Source organism: Kitasatospora sp. NPDC059408 (assembly GCF_042751525.1).
GTDB lineage: Bacteria > Actinomycetota > Actinomycetes > Streptomycetales > Streptomycetaceae > Kitasatospora.
Genome location: NZ_JBHYWI010000012.1, coordinates 30,424 through 46,912 on the forward strand (window position 1 = coordinate 30,424; position 16,489 = coordinate 46,912).

General features: G+C 73.4%; 13 protein-coding genes. 6 read left to right on the forward strand and 7 right to left on the reverse strand.

What is annotated here, in order from left to right:
* Positions 1 to 14 precede the first annotated feature (14 nt).
* From ACFXDE_RS10800 to ACFXDE_RS10820, 5 genes are all read left to right on the forward strand, one after another.
* Positions 15 to 644 (forward strand): GNAT family N-acetyltransferase, encoded by a 630-nt coding sequence (locus ACFXDE_RS10800; protein WP_380492929.1) that lies wholly within the window; start codon positions 15 to 17, stop codon positions 642 to 644.
* On the forward strand, positions 644 to 1,858 hold the full coding sequence (locus ACFXDE_RS10805) for an MFS transporter (protein ID WP_380492931.1): 1,215 nt from the start codon (positions 644 to 646) through the stop codon (positions 1,856 to 1,858). Before ACFXDE_RS10800 ends, ACFXDE_RS10805 begins: the two co-directional genes overlap by 1 nt.
* Positions 1,855 to 3,294, forward strand: coding sequence for a lyase family protein (locus ACFXDE_RS10810; protein WP_380492933.1), 1,440 nt, complete (start codon positions 1,855 to 1,857; stop codon positions 3,292 to 3,294). Before ACFXDE_RS10805 ends, ACFXDE_RS10810 begins: the two co-directional genes overlap by 4 nt.
* Before the next feature lie 100 nt (positions 3,295 to 3,394).
* Positions 3,395 to 4,882 (forward strand): MFS transporter, encoded by a 1,488-nt coding sequence (locus tag ACFXDE_RS10815; protein ID WP_380492935.1) that lies wholly within the window; start codon positions 3,395 to 3,397, stop codon positions 4,880 to 4,882.
* A 29-nt stretch (positions 4,883 to 4,911) separates the two neighbouring features.
* Positions 4,912 to 6,276, forward strand: a complete 1,365-nt coding sequence (locus tag ACFXDE_RS10820; protein ID WP_380492937.1) for a carotenoid oxygenase family protein — start codon at positions 4,912 to 4,914, stop codon at positions 6,274 to 6,276.
* A gap of 61 nt (positions 6,277 to 6,337) precedes the next feature.
* Here ACFXDE_RS10820 and ACFXDE_RS10825 read toward each other — a convergent pair whose 3' ends face one another.
* Genes ACFXDE_RS10825 through ACFXDE_RS10845 form a run of 5 tightly spaced genes read right to left on the reverse strand, consistent with a single transcriptional unit; the run spans position 6,338 to position 12,129 of the window.
* Complete coding sequence (locus ACFXDE_RS10825) at positions 6,338 to 7,105, reverse strand: 3-oxoacyl-ACP reductase (RefSeq protein ID WP_030557237.1); 768 nt, start codon at positions 7,103 to 7,105, stop codon at positions 6,338 to 6,340.
* Positions 7,106 to 7,110: 5 nt separating this feature from the next.
* Positions 7,111 to 8,484: an aldehyde dehydrogenase family protein gene (locus ACFXDE_RS10830; RefSeq protein WP_380492939.1), complete on the reverse strand. Its 1,374-nt coding sequence runs from the start codon at positions 8,482 to 8,484 to the stop codon at positions 7,111 to 7,113.
* Positions 8,481 to 9,194, reverse strand: coding sequence for a gamma-glutamyl-gamma-aminobutyrate hydrolase family protein (locus ACFXDE_RS10835; protein ID WP_380492941.1), 714 nt, complete (start codon positions 9,192 to 9,194; stop codon positions 8,481 to 8,483). The genes ACFXDE_RS10830 and ACFXDE_RS10835 overlap by 4 nt, the downstream gene beginning before the upstream one ends.
* Positions 9,191 to 10,549, reverse strand: a complete 1,359-nt coding sequence (locus tag ACFXDE_RS10840) for a glutamine synthetase family protein (RefSeq protein ID WP_380492943.1) — start codon at positions 10,547 to 10,549, stop codon at positions 9,191 to 9,193. Before ACFXDE_RS10840 ends, ACFXDE_RS10835 begins: the two co-directional genes overlap by 4 nt.
* Positions 10,546 to 12,129, reverse strand: a complete 1,584-nt coding sequence (locus tag ACFXDE_RS10845; protein ID WP_380492945.1) for an amino acid permease — start codon at positions 12,127 to 12,129, stop codon at positions 10,546 to 10,548. Before ACFXDE_RS10845 ends, ACFXDE_RS10840 begins: the two co-directional genes overlap by 4 nt.
* Before the next feature lie 219 nt (positions 12,130 to 12,348).
* Between ACFXDE_RS10845 and ACFXDE_RS10850 the strand changes: the two genes are divergently transcribed.
* The gene (locus tag ACFXDE_RS10850; RefSeq protein ID WP_380437767.1) at positions 12,349 to 13,092 is read left to right on the forward strand and encodes a FadR/GntR family transcriptional regulator; all 744 of its coding nucleotides are present in this window, start codon (positions 12,349 to 12,351) and stop codon (positions 13,090 to 13,092) included.
* A gap of 5 nt (positions 13,093 to 13,097) precedes the next feature.
* Here the strand turns inward: ACFXDE_RS10850 and ACFXDE_RS10855 are convergent, their stop codons facing one another.
* On the reverse strand, positions 13,098 to 14,330 hold the full coding sequence (locus ACFXDE_RS10855; RefSeq protein WP_380492946.1) for an alpha/beta hydrolase family protein: 1,233 nt from the start codon (positions 14,328 to 14,330) through the stop codon (positions 13,098 to 13,100).
* A gap of 136 nt (positions 14,331 to 14,466) precedes the next feature.
* Positions 14,467 to 16,470, reverse strand: a complete 2,004-nt coding sequence (locus tag ACFXDE_RS10860; RefSeq protein WP_380492948.1) for an AAA family ATPase — start codon at positions 16,468 to 16,470, stop codon at positions 14,467 to 14,469.
* Between the last annotated feature and the right edge of the window lie 19 nt (positions 16,471 to 16,489).

A 16,489-nucleotide genomic window follows, 5' to 3' on the forward strand; every position in this document is an offset into this window, starting at 1 on the left:
CCTTGGAGACGACGATGACCACCACCCAGCAACGAGCCCCCTGGATAACGCCGTTCACGGTCAAGGGCGACCACGTGACGCTGGTCCCGCTCGAAGCCGGCCACGAGGCCGAGCTCGTCGACGCCGTCGAGGACGGCAAGGTGTGGGACACCTGGTTCGCCGCCGTGCCCTCCCCCGACGGCATGCGGCAGGAGATCGAGTGGCGCCTCGGGCTCGCCGAGGAGGGGCGGATGGTGCCCTTCACCGTGCTCGACGCCCAGGGCCGGATCGCGGGCATGACCGCCTACATGAACGTCGACGCCGCCAACCGCCGGCTGGAGATCGGGCACACCTGGTACCGCGGGAGCGTGCAGCGCACCTCGCTCAACACCGAGGCGAAGCTGCTGCTGCTCCGGCACGCGTTCGAGCAGCAGGACTGCATCGCGGTCGGCTTCCGGACCGCCTTCTTCAACCAGCCCAGCCGGCGCGCGATCGAGCGGCTCGGGGCGAAGCTGGAGGGCGTCTGGCGCAACCACCTCGTCCTGCCGGACGGGACCCTGCGGGACACCTGCTACTACAGCGTCATCAACGGCGAATGGCCCGCCGTGCAGCGGCACTTGACCTGGCTGCTCGCCCGCGCCGGGTCCGCCTCCGAGTCCGCGTAGTGCCAGCTGATCCCGACGCCGCCGGGCCCCTGTCCCTGAAGGCCCGGACGGCCGTCTTCCTGCTCGGCCTGTGCGCGCTGCTCAACATCTACTCCACCCAGCCGCTGCTGCCCGAGCTCGCCCCGGACCTGAACGTGCCCGTCGGGCAGGCCGCCTGGACCATCACCGCGACGACGCTGGGCGTCGCGGTGATGGCCCCCTTCGCCGGATCGGTCTCCGACTTCCTGGGCCGCAAGCGGGTGATGGTGGCGGCGATCGGCGCGTCGCTCGCCGCCACCCTCGCCTGCGCGCTGGCCCGGGACTTCACCGCGATGCTGGTGTGCCGCTTCGCCCAGGGCCTGTTCATCCCGTTCGTGTTCGCGGTCGCCGTCTCGTACGTCGCGGAGGAGTGCACCGGCGCGGCGGCGCAGGGGGCGAACGCCCTGTACGTCTCCGGCACGGCGTTCGGCGGGTTCTGCGGGCGCTTCCTCTCGGGCGCGGCGGCCACGCACTTCGGCTGGCGGTCGTCCTTCGTCGCGATGGCCCTCGTGCTGCTCGTCACCCTGGCGGTGACGGCGGCCTGGCTGCCCAGGGAGCGGCGGTTCCGGCGCTCGGAGTCGCTGCTGGCCAGCCTGCAGGGCATCGGGCGGCACTTCGGCAACGCGCGGCTGCTCGGCACCTGCTTCATCGGGGCGGCGATCCTGTTCCTCCAGGTCGGATCCTTCACCTACGCGGGGATGGTCCTGGAAGCCCCGCCGTTCGGGCTGAGCAGCTTCGAGATCGGCGCGGTGTTCGCCGTCTTCCTGGTCGCGGTGGTCGTCACGCCGCTCACCGGCCGCCTGATCGGCCGCATCGGCAGGCTCAGGACCTTCGTCCTGGTCAGCGTCGTCTCCCTGGCCGGTCTCGGCCTCACCCTCGTCCCGTCCACCCCCGCCGTGATCGTCGGCCTGGCGGCGTCGTCCACCGGGGTCTTCTCCGGCCAGGCCTGCGCCATCGGCTACGCCGCCGAGGCCGGCGGGGCCGCCAAGTCCAGCGCCGTCGGGCTGTACCTGACCTCCTACTACGCGGGCGGCAGCATCGGCGCCGTCGCACCGTCCCCGCTCTACACCGCCGCCGGCTGGGGCGCGACCGTCGGCCTGCTGGCCGCCGTGGTCGGCGTCAGCGTCCTGGTGGCGCTCGCCGCCTGGTCGGCCGGGGCCGGCCGACCCCATCGAATCGAGGAACCCGTTTCATGACCGACACGACCGACCTGAACAGCCGGGACACGTTCTTCTGGCTCTGCCGGCTGGACAAGGCCTCGACGGTGATGACCGTCGAGGAGGGCATCGCACCGCGCGAGGTCGGCGCCCGGACGGCGGCCGCGATCGCCAAGGTCGTCTCCGACGCCGAGGCACCCGGGGCCGACCGGCCGACCGACTACCTGCAGGTCGAGCCACTGGTCCGGGACCTGGTGGGCCCCGACAGCTCCCGCATCCACTCCGGGCGCAGCCGTCAGGACATGCTGCCCACCGTCTACCGGCTGCTCCTGCGCGACCGCCTCGTCCTCGTCCACCGCGCGCTCGGCGAGCTGCGCACCGGACTGCTCGCGCTCGCCGAGCGGTACGGGACGGCGATCGTGCCCGCGTACACCAACGGCGTCCAGGCCCAGCCGACCACCTTCGGACACCTCCTCCTCGGCTACGAGGCGACTCTCCGGCGCTCGGCCCTGCGCCTGGCCGAGGCCTATCCGCGCGTCAACCGGTGCCCGCTCGGGGCGGCGGCCCTCGCGACGTCGAGCTTCCCCGTCAACCGGGTGCGGCTGGCCGAACTGCTCGGCTTCGACGAGCCCGTGCAGAACTCCTTCGACGCGGCGCAGCTCTCGCCGATCGACATCGGGTTCGAGGTGGCGGCGAACGCCATGACGCTGGCGCTGTCCCTCGGGACGTTCGTCCAGGACGTGCACGCGCAGTACCACCACGCTCGGCCGTGGATCACCCTGGACAACACCGACCTCCTCAGCCCCAGCACCCTGATGCCCCAGAAGCGCAACCCCGTCGCGCTCAACCGGGCGCGGCTGCTGGCCAGCGAGGTGATCGGCGACGGCGTCTCGACGGCACTCGCCGCGCACAACGTGTGCTCGGGCCTCACCGACTACAAGCGGGCCGAGGCGCAGCGGACCCTCGACCGCACGCTCGCCCTGCTCGGGGAGGTGCACGCCATCGTGGGCGGCATGCGGCTGGACGAGGAGGCCGCGCTCGCCGAGGTGCGGTCCGACTACTCGACGACCTCGGAGCTGGCGAACGTCCTGCAGCGCGACTGCGACGTCCCGTTCCACGTCGGCCACCGGTTCGCCTCCGCCCTCGTCACGTACGGGCGCGGCGGCGGGCTGACGGTGGAGCGGCTCGACTTCGCCGAGGCGCGGCGGCTCTACCGGGAGATCGCGGCGGAGTTCGACGGCGTCGACGGCGAACTCCCTTTGACCGAGGCGCAGTTCCGTGCCGCGCTGGACCCGGTGGACATGGTCGCGTCCTACCGGGGGCTCGGCGGCCCGCAGCCGGCCGAGTTCCGGCGGATGCTCGCGGAGGCCCAGGAGGCGGTGCGGGCCGACGCGTCGTGGCTCGACGCGGTGGCCGGCCGCCTGAGCTCGGCGGAGGCCGCACTGGAGGCGAGCTTCGGCGAACTGGCCGGGTAACCGGCCGCCGACCCGACCGGACAGGCCCGGACAGGAGTGGACAGTCGCCGCTCCTGCCGGGCCTGGATAGTGGACAGCGGCCCGCACGAGTCTGTGCGGCATGAACCTCCACCGCACTCCGCCGGGGCCGCCGACGCCCGGCCCCCGGCCGGCGGCCGTGCTCACGGTGCTCGCCGCCGCGCAGTTCACCGTCATGGTCGCGACCTCGATCGTGAACGTCGCGCTGCCGCAGATCCGCGCCGGGGTCGGCCTGTCGGACGGCGGCACCACGTGGGTGGTCAACGCCTACGGCCTGGCGTTCGGCGCGCTCCTCCTGGCGGGCGGACGGGCGGCCGATCTGTTCGGCCGCCGCCGGGTGCTGACCGCCGGCCTCGCGCTGTTCGCGGGCGCCTCCCTGGCGGCGGGACTGGCCGCCTCCCCCGGCGTGCTGATCGCGGCACGCGTGGTCCAGGGCCTGGGCGCCGCCGCCATCGCCCCGGCCGCGCTCGCCCTGGCCATGGACCTGTACCCGCCCGGCCCCGCGCGCGGCCGGGCGCTGGGGGTGTGGGGCGCGGTCTCCGGCGCGGGCGGGGCGGGCGGCGTGCTGGTGGGCGGTGCGCTCACCCAGGCGTGGGGCTGGCCGTGGATCTTCCACGCCGTCGCGCTCGGGACGGTCGCCGTCCTGGTCGCCGTCGCGGCCCTCGTCCCCCGGACGGCCGGCAGCGGGGCCGGGGCGTTCGACCTGCTGGGCACCGCCACCGTCACGCTCGCCCTGACCTGCCTGGTCTGGGGTCTCACCACCGCCCGCGGCGCCGGCTGGACGGACGGCCCGGTGCCGGCCGCCCTCGGCACCGCCGCCGTGCTGTTCGCGGCCTTCGCCGTGATCGAGCGGCGCCGCCCGAACGCGCTGATCCCGCCGCGCCTGTTCGCCACCGGCCGCGTCGCCGCGGGCAACCTGCTGATGGCCCTGCTCGGGTCCGTCTGGATCGCCCTGTTCTTCTTCCTGCCGCTCTACCAGCAGCAGGTCCTCGGCTCCGGCCCCCTGGCCACCGGCGCGGGCCAACTCCCGCTCGCCGCCGCCAACATGCTCGGCTCCACGCTCGCCCCGCGCATCTCCCGGCGGATCGGCGCCACCGCGACCGTGACCGCGGCCCTCCTCACCGAAGCCGCGGGCCTGCTCTGGCTGTCCCGGATCAGCGCCGACGGGAGCTACCTCGCCGACGTCCTCGCGCCGAGCGTCCTGGTCGGCCTCGGCCTGAGCGTCGCCTTCGTCCAGCTCACCGCGTTCGCCCTGGACGGCCTCCCGCCGCAGGACGCGGGCCTGGCCGGCGGGTTGGTGAACACCACCCGCCAGGTCGGCGGCGCGATCGGCCTCGCCGCCCTGGCCACCCTCGCCGGCTCCGTCACCGGCCGCGCCTCCGCCCACGCGCCGCACCTGGAAGCCCTCACGGCCGGCTACCGGGCCGCCTTCACGGTCTCGGCCGCCGTCCTGGCCGCGACGGCCGTCCTCGCACTGCTCCTCGCCCGCTGCACCGGGCCGCGCATCGCCGTCGAGCCCGCACGTCCGGCCGCCGAACCACGCACCCTGCGAACCTCCCGTCCCTACTGAACACCCACATCGACACGGAAGGCACTGCCATGACCACCGACAAGCCCTACCTGCTCGGCCACTACACCCCCGTCGCCGACGAGATCACCGCCACCGAACTCACCGTCGAGGGCGCCCTGCCCCCCGAGCTGACCGGTCGGCTGCTGCGCAACAGCCACAACCCCAAGCCCGGCGTCACCCCCGCCCACTGGTTCAAGGGCAGCGGCATGGTCCACGGCGTCCGCCTGCGCGAGGGCCGCGCCGAGTGGTACCGCAACCGCTGGGTCCGCACCCCCGCGCTCGACGGCGCCCCGTACCTGACCGAGCACGGCCCCGACCTGGCCGCCAGCACCGCCGGCACGCACGTCATCGAGCACGCCGGCCGGCTGCTCGCCCTGTGCGAGGCGAACCTGCCCTTCGAGCTCACCCGGGAGCTGGAGACGGTCGGCGCCTTCGACTTCGACGGCAAGCTGCGCACCGCGATGACGGCCCACCCCAAGCAGGACCCGGTGACGGGCGAGCTCCACTTCTTCGGGTCCTCGCCGTTCCCGCCCTTCCTCGTCTACCACGTCGCCGATGCCGAGGGCCGGATCGTCCGCAGCACCGAGATCCCGGGCGCGACCGCCTCGCTCAAGCACGACTTCGCCGTCACCCGCCGGCACGTGGTCTTCATCGAGGGCAACGTCACCTTCGACCCGGACGAGCACTCCGGCATCCCGTACGGCTGGAGCGACACCCAGCCCGCCCGGATCGGCGTCATGCCGCGCGGGGAGGACGGCACGCGGCACATCCGCTGGTTCTCCATCGAGCCGGGCAACATGCTGCACGTCTCCAACGCCTACGAGGACGGCCAGGGCCGCATCGTCCTGGAGGGCCCGACCGTCGACCGCGAGGGCTTCCGGCTCTCCTGGAACTGGTGGGTCGGCGCCCCCGGGCGCGGCACCGAGCCCAACGCCCGTTCCTACACCCGCCGTTGGGTGATCGACCTGGCGGCGGGCAGCGTCGACGAGCGGATCGTCGACGACCTCCCGGTGGAGTTCCCGACCCTCAACGAGGACTACCTCGGGGTCGAGAACCGCTACCAGTACGCCGTCTCCTTCCCCGACGAGAAGGGCTACGGCGGCTACGGCGTGGTCAAGTACGACCGCACCACGGGCGCCCGCCGCATCCACCGGGTCGGCGACGCCCGCCTGCCCAGCGAGGCCGTCTTCGTCCCCGCGGCCGGCGCCGTCCACGAGGACGACGGCTACCTGCTCACCGTCGTCTCCGACCTCAAGCAGGACGCCTCGCAACTCCTCGTCCTCGACGCGGCCGGCCTGGACCGGGTCGCCGCCGTCCACCTCCCCCGCCGGGTGACCGCGGGAATCCACGGCTCCTGGATCCCCGACACCGCCCTCGACGGCTCAGACGCCTGAAACGCCGCCGGCGCGCCCTCCCCCACGACAGGGGGCGGGCGCGCCGGCGGTCTCGGGGGGACTACTGCGGCGTCACGTACGCGCCGGAGATGCCGCCGTCGACGAGGAAGGTGTTGGCGGTCATGAAGGAGGAGTCGTCGGAGGCGAGGAAGGCCACCGCGGCGGCGATCTCCTCGGGCTCGGCGAAGCGGCCCAGCGGGATGTGGACCAGGCGGCGGGCGGCCCGCTCCGGGTCCTTGGCGAAGAGCTCCTGGAGCAGCGGGGTGTTCACCGGGCCGGGGCACAGGGCGTTGACGCGGATGCCCTCGCGGGCGAACTGCACGCCCAGCTCGCGGGACATGGCCAGGACGCCGCCCTTGGAGGCGCTGTAGGAGATCTGCGAGGTGGCCGCGCCCATCACGGCGACGAACGACGCCGTGTTGATGATCGAGCCCTTGCCCTGGCGCTGCATGTGCGGGATCGCGTACTTGCAGCACAGGTAGACGCTGGTGAGGTTGACCTCCTGGACGCGCTTCCAGGCCTCCAGGCCGGTGGTGAGGATGGAGTCGTCGTCCGGCGGGGAGATGCCCGCGTTGTTGAAGGTGATGTCGAGGCGGCCGTACTCGTCGACGGCCCGCTGGAAGAGGTCGCGCACCGCGGCCTCGTCGGTGACGTCGGCCTGGATGAACAGGCCGCCGACCTCGTTGGCGGCCTTGGCGCCGGTCTCGGGGTCGAGGTCGACGCAGACCACCTTCGCGCCCTCGGCGGCGAAGCGGCGGGCGGTCGCCAGGCCGATGCCGCTGCCGGCGCCGGTGATGACGGCCACGCGGCCGTCGAGTCGCTGGGTCATGCTGATCATTCCTCCGTGGAGATGAAGACGTTCTTGGTCTGGGTGAAGGCGTCGAGGGCGTCCGGGCCGAGCTCGCGGCCGAGGCCGGACTGCTTGAAGCCGCCGAACGGCGTGGTGTAGCGCACCGAGGAGTGCGAGTTGACGGAGAGGTTGCCGGCGTCGACGCCGCGCGAGACCCGCAGGGCGCGGCCGAGGTCCCGGGTCCAGATGGAGCCGGACAGGCCGTACTCGGTGGCGTTGGCGATGCGCAGGGCGTCCTCCTCGTCGCGGAACGGGACGACGGCGACGACCGGGCCGAAGATCTCCTCGGTGAAGGCGCGGTCGTCGTGGCGCACGGGCGCGAGGACGGTCGGCGGGTACCAGAAGCCGGGCCCGTCGGGGGCGCTGCCGCGGAAGGCGACGGCCGACGCGTCCGGGACGTACGAGGAGACCCGCTCGCGGTGGGCGGCCGAGATCAGCGGGCCCATCTCGGTCTTCTCGTCGGTCGGGTCGCCGACCCGCACGCCGCGGACGGCCGGCTCCAGGAGCGCCATGAAGTCGTCGAACACGGAGGCCTCGACGAGGATCCGGGAGCGGGCGCAGCAGTCCTGGCCGGCGTTGTCGAAGACGGCGTAGGGCGCGGTCGCGGCGGCCTTGGCGAGGTCGGCGTCGGCGAAGACGATGTTGGCGCTCTTGCCGCCGAGTTCGAGGGTGACGAGCTTCACCTGGGCGGCGCAGCCCGCCATGATCTCCTTGCCGACCCTGGTCGAGCCGGTGAACACGACCTTGCGCACGTCGGGGTGGGTGACGAAGCGCTGTCCGACGACCGGGCCGCGGCCGGGCAGCACCTGGAGCACGCCCTCGGGGATCCCGGCCGCCAGGGCGAGTTCGCCGAGGCGCAGCGCGGTGAGCGGGGTGAGCTCGGCCGGTTTGACGATGACGGTGTTGCCGGCGGCGAGCGCCGGGGCGAGGGCCCAGGCGGCGATCGGCATGGGGAAGTTCCAGGGCACGATGACGCCGACGACGCCGATCGGCTCCTGGAAGGTGACGTCGATGCCGCCGGCGACGGGGATCTGCCGGCCGAACAGGCGCTCGGGGGCGGCGGCGTAGTACTCGATGACGTCCCGCGCGTTGCCCGCCTCCCAGCGGGCGTTGCCGATGGTGTGGCCCGCGTTGGCGACCTCCAGGGCGGCGAGGTGCTCGCGGTCGGCGTCGACGGCGGCGGCGAAGGCGCGCAGCAGCCGGGCGCGGTCGGCGGGGGCCACCCGGCGCCAGGTGTCGAAGGCGGCGCGGGCGCGGGCGACGGCGGCGTCGGTCTCGGCGAGGCCGGCCAGTTCGACGGTGGTGATCACCTCCTCGGTGGCGGGGTTGACGACCTCGAAGAGGTCAGGTTCGGTCATCGGGCGGTCTCCCTCTGGCTGGCGGTGATGAACGCGTGGAACAGGCGCAGGTCGTCGGGGTCGGTCTCGGGGTGCCACTGGACGCCCAGGGCGAAGCGGTGGCCGGTGAGTTCGAGCGCCTCGACTGTGCCATCGGCACTGTGCGCGGTGGCCTGAAGGCCGGTGCCGAGCCGGTCGACGGCCTGGTGGTGGTAGCAGGAGACCTCGGTGGCGGGCCCGAGGACGACGGCGAGCCGGCTGCCGTCCGCGAGGCCGACGCGGTGGCGGACGAACCGGGCGGGGACGATCTGGTGGCTGTCGTCGGGCAGGTGCTGGACGAGGGTGCCGCCGAGTTCGACGTTGAGCAGCTGCATGCCGCGGCAGACGCCGAGCAGCGGCACGTCCCGGGCGAGGGCGGCGCCGAGGAGCCGGCTCTCCCAGTCGTCGCGGGCGTGGTGGGGCGGGCCGGTGCGCGGGTCGGGGGTCGCCGCGTAGCGGGCCGGGTCGACGTCCGGTCCGCCGGCGAGGACGAGTCCGTCGAGGGCGTCGAGCAGGTGGCCGGCGCCGCCCGGCTGGGGCGGCAGGAGCACCGGGGTGCCGCCCGCGCGGACGACGGCGTCGACGTACGTCTGGGGCACGAGGGAGGCGCGCTGGTTCCAGACGGACCAGGCGGCGTCGTCCTGGTAGCTGCTGATGCCGATGAGGGGTCGCCGGCGGTCGTCGTGGGTCACAGCCGCTCGAATCCGCGGCGCCGCTCCCAGTCGGTCACCGCCCGCTCGTAGGAGGCGAGTTCGGTGCGCCCGGCGTGGGTGTAGTGCCGGACGACGTCCTTGCCGAAGGCCTCGGTGGCGACGGCGCTGCGCTCGAAGGCGTCGACCGCGTCGCGCAGGGTGGCGGGCACCCGGGGCGCGTCGGAGGCGTACGCGTTGCCGGTGAACTCCGGCTGGAGTTCGAGCTGTTGCTCGACGCCGTGCAGTCCGGCGGCGATCAGGGCGGCGACCGCGAGGTAGGGGTTGACGTCGCCGCCGGGGACGCGGTTCTCGAAGCGCAGCGACGGGCCGTGGCCGACGACGCGCAGGGCACAGGTGCGGTTGTCGCGGCCCCAGGCGATCGCGGTGGGCGCGAAGCTGCCGGGGACGTAGCGCTTGTAGGAGTTGACGGTGGGGGCGAAGAGCAGGGCGAAGTCGGCGAGGCAGGCGAGCTGGCCGGCGAGGAAGTGCTCCATGGTGCGGGAGAAGCCGTGCGGGCGGTCGCCGGCGAACACGGGGGCGCCCTGCTCGTCGCGCAGGCTCAGGTGGATGTGGCAGGAGTTGCCCTCGCGTTCGTCGTACTTCGCCATGAACGTGAGGCTGTAGCCCTCCTGGGCGGCGATCTCCTTGGCGCCGGTCTTGTAGACGGCGTGGTTGTCGCAGGTGGTGAGGGCGTCGGCGTACTTGAAGGCGATCTCGTGCTGGCCGAGGTTGCACTCGCCCTTGGCGGACTCGACGGTGAGGCCGGCGCCGGCCATGCCGTTGCGCAGGCGGCGCAGGAGGGGTTCGATGCGTCCGGTGCCGAGGATGGAGTAGTCGACGTTGTACTGGTTGGCCGGGGTGAGCCGGGTGTAGTCCTTGTCCCAGGCCTGTTCGTAGCTGTCCCGGAAGACGATGAACTCCAGCTCGGTGGCGGCCTGGGCCTGCCAGCCGTAGCCGGCCAGGCGGTCCAGCTGGCGCTGGAGGACCTGGCGCGGGGAGACGGCGACCGGGGTGCCGTCGTGGTGGACGACGTCGCACTGGACCATGACGGTGGCGGGGTGCCAGGGGACGGACCGCAGGGTGGCGAGGTCGGGGCGCAGCGTCAGGTCGCCGTAGCCGTTCTCCCAGGAGGAGATCTCGTACCCGTCGACGGTGTTCATGTCGACGTCGACGGCCAGCAGGTAGCCGCAGCCCTCGGCGGCGCCGGGCACGACGTCGTCGAGGAAGTACTCGGCGGCGACGCGCTTCCCCTGGAGGCGCCCCTGCATGTCGGTCATGGCGAGCACGACGGTGTCGACGGACCCGTCGGCGACGCGGGTGCGCAGCTCGTCGAGGGTGAGCCGGGGGGTGGTCATCGGGTCTCCAGTTCGGTGTCCGGGGCGTCGGGCGCGGACGGCGTGGACGGTGCGGTCGGGACGGCGTCGACGTGGGGCCCGGTGAACCAGTGCCGGGCGGAGGCCAGCCACCAGAGGCCGGCGAAGCCGACCACGACGGCCACGGCGACGGGGGTGTAGTTGAAGCTCTCGGCGTCGATCGGACTGGCGGTGGGCAGCATGAACAGGACGGTGATCACCGCCGTCCAGGCGACGGCGACGACGCCTATCGGCCGGCTCCAGCGGCCCAGGTGCCAGGGGCCGCGCGGGAAGTCCTCGCCCTGGCGCAGCCGCAGGTACACCGGGATGACGTAGGAGATGTAGAGGCCGATGACGGAGATCGAGGTCACGGCCGTGTAGGCGGTGTTGTTCCAGAGCGCGGGCAGTCCGAGCAGCAGGGCGCCGCCGGTGGCCAGCCAGACCGCGTTGGTCGGGGTCTGGGTGCGCGGGGAGATGCGGTGCCACAGGCGGGAGCCGGGCAGCGCGCCGTCGCGGGAGAAGGCGTAGATCATGCGGGAGTTGGCGGTGACCGAGGCCATGCCGCAGAAGAACTGGGCGCCGATGACGATGAGCAGCAGGAACTGGGCGCCGCCGGAGCCGATCGCGTCGATGAAGATCTGCGCGGGCGGGACCTGGGTGTCGCTGTTGAGCGCGCCGTCGTAGTCGCGGATCGCGAAGGTGATGCCGAGCAGCAGGATCCAGCCGGCGACCAGGGAGACGGTGATGGCGTTGACGATGCCGCGCGGGCCGGAGCGGGCGGCGTCCTGGGTCTCCTCGGTCATGTGCGCGGAGGCGTCGTAGCCGGTGAGGGTGTACTGGGCCATCAGCAGGCCGAGCATCGCGACGTAGAACTGGTTGTGGAACCCGGTCTGGTTGACGAACTCGGTGAGGACGAAGGACACGGAGGCGTGCCGCTCGGGGAGGAACGCGAGCGCGCCGACGATGATCGCGACGCCGACCAGGTGCCACCACACGGACACGCTGTTGAGGAGGGCGACCAGGCGCACCCCGAAGGTGTTGAGCAGGCCGTGCACCACCAGGATGACCGCGAAGATCTCCATGGTGTGCGCGGGGGTGGCCGCGACGCCGAAGCGGAGGTCGAGGAACGCGTTGGTGAAGAAGGCGGCGCCGTAGTCGACGCTGGCGGTCACCGCGACCTGGCCGAGGAAGTTGAACCAGCCGGTGAACCAGCTCCAGGCCGGGCCGCTCGTTCGACTCAGCTTGGCGGACCAGTAGTAGAGCCCGCCGGCCGTCGGGTAGCTGGAGCAGATCTCGGCCATCGCGAGGCCGACGCAGAGGGTCAGCAGGCCGACCACCGGCCAGCCCCAGATGATCAGGGCCGGGCCGCCGGTCTTCATCCCCGTCCCGTACAGGGTGAGGCAGCCGGAGAGGATCGAGACGATGGAGAAGGAGACGGCGAAGTTGGAGAAGCCCGACATCGAGCGGGCCAGCTCCTGGGTGTAGCCCAGCTCGCGGAGGCGTTGTTCGTCGGCGGAAACGGGGGAGGAGTCCACCGGAAACACGGCGGGGCCAGGGTGGTCGGGTGAGCGTGCGTCGGTCATGGGCACCCCTGGGGGTTGAGGGTGTGCCGGGGTGCGCGCGGCCACGACGGCGTGGCGCGGTCGCCCCGGCGGGTTCGACGGTCGGACGGCTCTTCAATGGTCTGGAATCAGTCCATTGGGTGGGTGAGCAGCATCGTTCCGGCTGGACGGGGGCCGCGTCAAGAGTGGGACGGGAACGAGTACGGGAATCCCGTTCGTAGGTACGATTCCGGCGTGGACGTGGACGAAACACGTGAGCGGGCGCGGCTCGACTGGCAGGCCGGGGCGATCTTCCGCCCGGTGCGGACCGGCAACGCCTTCGAGGAGACCGTCGAACGGCTGCTCCAGGCGATCAAGCTCGGCGTCTTCGGCCCCGGCGACCGGCTGCCCGCCGAACGCGACCTCGCCGCCCGGCTCGGCGTCAGCCGCGACACCCTGCGCGAGGCGCTCCGCACGCTCCAGCAGGCCGACTGCGTCGAACCCCGCCGCGGCCGCTACGGCGGCACCTTCGTCACCTACCGGATGCCCGAACCGGACGTCGACGACCTGCGCCGCGCGGCCCGCGACCTCGGCGGCGCGCTGGAGGACGCGCTGACCTACCGCCAGGTCCTGGAGGTCGGCGCCGCCGAGGCCGCCGCCCGGCGCCCCCTCTCCCCCGAGCAGCGGGCCCACCTGGAGAGCCGGCTGGAGGAGCTGGAGGGGGCGCCGGCGGAGCAGTACCGCCAGCTGGACTCGCGCTTCCACCTCGCCATCGGCGAGCTCACCGGCTCCCCCACCCTCGCCGCGGCCATCGCCGAGGCCCGGATGCGGCTCAACGACCTGCTCAACGCGATCCCCATGCTGGACCGCAACATCGAGCACGCCGCCGAGCAGCACCGGGCGATGGTGCGGGCGATCCTCGACGGCGACGGCGACGGCGCCCGCCGCGCCACCGAGGAGCACCTCGCCGCGACGGCGGCGCTGCTGCGCGGCTTCCTGGCCTGAGGCCGCTACGACGACGCCGCGGACCGGTGGTGCAGCGTGTCGTCCAGCCAGTCGTAGATCCGCGCGAGGGCGAGCCGCTGGGCTCCCGCCTGGCAGTGCGCGTCGGCGCCCTCCTCCGCGGTGAACTCGATCAGCGTCTTCGGGCAGGTGAGGTGGTCGTACAGCTGCCGGGCCTGCCCGGCGAAGAACAGGTCCTCGGCGGCCTCGCAGACCAGGGTGGGGCACGCGATCCGCTCGGCGATGCCGTCGCGGAGGTGGTGGTCGAGGTAGGCGGCGCCGAAGGCGCGCGGGGTGTCGGCCCCCATGACGTACATGCCGTGGTTCAGCGCCCAGCGCATCACCGGGTCGTCGGCCATCAACCGGCCGAACCGGAAGTCGAGTTCGGGGTCGGAGGCGGCGCGCAGCCGCCGTTCGGCGACGGCCCGGTCGCCGGGCACGGACTTCGTCACGGCCTCGCCGAGGTCGTAGACCCCGTCGAGGGCGATCACGGCGGCCAGCCGGTGCTCGAACGCCGCCGCCCTCGGGGCGAGCAGGCCGCCCATGCTGTTGCCGAGCAGCGCGACGCGCTCGCCGTCGACCTCCGGCAGGGTCAGCGCGAAGTCGAGGACGGGGCCGACGACGTTCTCCCAGTCGGGGCGGAAGACCAGTCCGTCGTGGTGGAGCGGCCCGGGCTGCCCCGGTCCGTCGAAGACGAGGACGGTGTAGCCGCGCTCGACGCCGGCCATCGCGCCGAAGTAGTGCATCTCCTCGGCCGTGCCGTCGAAGCCGTTGTGCATGATCACGGTGGGCCCGGGCGCCCCGGAGTCGTCGGCCCGGTAGAGGTAGCCGGGCAGGGTGGTGCCCTCGTACGGGATGCGGACCGGCTCGATGCGCGGGGTGAACAGCCCGGCCGCGGCGTGGAAGCACTCGACGCTGCGGTCGTAGGCGTGGTCGTGGCGGGGGTCGCACGGGTTGCCGTGCAGGAAGAACTCGGCCGAGCGGTAGTAGTTCGACGCCCGCAGGAAGCCGTCCCTGGCGCTGACCCGGTGGCCCGCCGCCAGCGCCCGCTGGGCCTCGGCGGCCACCCGGTCGGCGGTGGCCAGCCACTCGTCGTGCCAGCTGCCGTAGTCGCCCTCCACGATGCGGGCGCTCGTCGACACGACCTCGCCGAAGTCGGCGCCGCCGTAGGCGATGTGGCCGAACGAGCGGAGGGTCTCGTACCAGAACTGCACGTCGTTGGGGAACAGCAGGGGCTTCATGGTCGCTCCTCGGAGTAGCGGATCGCCGGGGCGCGTCATGGCGCCCCGGGGATCCACAGCCTCGGGCGCGGCGGTGTCCACTCTCCAGGCCGGGCAGGGGCATTGACTGTCCACTCCTGCCCGGGCGTGTCCACCCTTACGGGGTCGGGCCGTGCAACTCCCGCTGCCACAGGGCCTCGCCGAGCAGGTCCAGGCCCTGGCGCAGGTGACGCCGGTAGGTGCCGAAGGGCAGGCCGAGGCGGCGGGCGGCGGCCTCCTGGGTGGGCGCGCCGGAGAAGTAGCCCGCCGTCAGGGCGTCCCGGGCCCGTACGCCGCGCGGGTCCCGCGCGAGGTCCTCGACGGACCGGCGCAGCAGCGCGCGCAACTCCGCGACGGGATCGGCGAGGTCGGCCGCGAGACGGGACCGCATCAGCGCGCAGGCGGCGAAGGCGCCCGGATCGCGCCAGTGCGTCAGGGCCTCGCGCACGGCCTGGTCGAACGCGGAGCGCGAGACGGGCGACGGTCCCGACGAGACGGGCTCGTCGGTGGCCGTGATGAAGCGCTGGAGCCAGGCCTCCACGGGCACCTGGCGCCAGTCGACGCCGAACACCCCGTAGGTGTGCGCGCCGACGCGCGGCCGCGCACCGGTGTCGGCGAGGGTCCCCTTGACGCGCTCGGCCCACGTCTCGGCGTCCCGCCAGACGGCGAAGCCGTACGCACGGCCGCGGGCGCGGGCGGACTCCGCCTGGGCGCGGGAACTGCTCAGGTCGATGACGCGCGACGGGACCTGATAGCGCTCCGGGTAGACCGTGAAGCGGCTGATCCCGATGTGCTCGCCCGGGCGCACCGGCACGGCGGTCTCGGTGTGCGCCCACGCCGCGGCGACGACGGGATCGGTGGCCAGGTCCTCGGGGTCGGGCGGGGCGGGCAGCGCGAGCCGGGCCGTGAACGCCACGACGCGGCCCGTGCCGACCAGGCGGTAGACACTGAAGGCCTCCGGCTGGCGCTGCGCCCAGTAGCGGACCAGGTCGGCGGAGGCGGTGCCCTCGGTCTCCTCCGCCATGCGCAGCACGACGGCCAGGTCCTCCGGGTGCAGGGGGCGGTCGTGCACCTCGTCCTCGCGGTCCCAGGTCCGCAGCCGCGCCAGGGCCTTGCCCTCCCGGAAGAGGTAGAAGAGCTCGTCGGTGACGGTCCACGCCCGCTCCTCGGGTTCCTCGCGCAGGATCCGCAGGTACTCGTCCGCGAGGCGCCGGCGCATCGTCGCGAAGGCGTTGGGCGCCCGCCAGCGCAGGTCGGCGGCGAGCGTCTCGCGTGCGGCGTCGTGGGGATGGAGCCCCTGGTGCGTGGACTCCATGAACGGCAGGTCCCTCAGCCAGGAGAAGAAGACGTGGGCGTCCTCCTCGGGCAGCACCGCGGTGAGGAGCTCCTCCGAGGTCGAGAAGGCCTGGGCCGCCACCTCCAGGGCGCGCCGGTGGGCGGCGGTGGGCACCTCGCCGATCAGGCCGGTCAGCAGGGTGCGCAGGACGTCCGCCGAGGGGGCCCAGATCTCCTCCCGGCCGCAGCCCGCCGATCCCGCGGCCGCCGCGAGGGACAGCGCCAGCGGGTTGCCCCCGGCGAAGCGCAGCACGCGGTCCCGCAGTTCCGGGCGGATCCGCGCCGCCACGAGCAGGCCGCGGGCCTGCTCCTCGGAGAACGGCTCCAGCTCGGTCACGTGCAGGAGCCCGGACCAGGCGGGGTCGGCGGCCCACTGCGGCTGCGGCGCGAGCCGGCCGGCCAGCACGACCAGGGCGTCGTCCGCGGCGCGCGGCAGGAAGTGGTGCCACAGCCAGCTCTCCAGCCACTGGCAGTGCTCGAAGGAGTCCACGAACAGCACCGTGCCGGGGACGTCCAGGAAGGCGGCGGCCGCGCGCTCGAAGTCGGCCGGGTCCCGGCTGACGAAGCGGCCGTCGAGCTCGACGAGCGGCCGTCCCTCCGCGCGGGCGTCGTCGGCCAGACGCCGCAGCAGCGTCGACTTCCCGATGCCGCCAGGTCCGACCACGTAGAAGGCGAACGGCGCCTGCGGCCGCCCGGCCAGGGCGTCGCCGAAGCGCTCCAGTTGCTCGTCCCGGCCTATGAACGCCCGGACGCGCGCGCTGCTGAGCTTCTCCCCCACGGACACCATGGCGGCTCCCCTCCCTCTG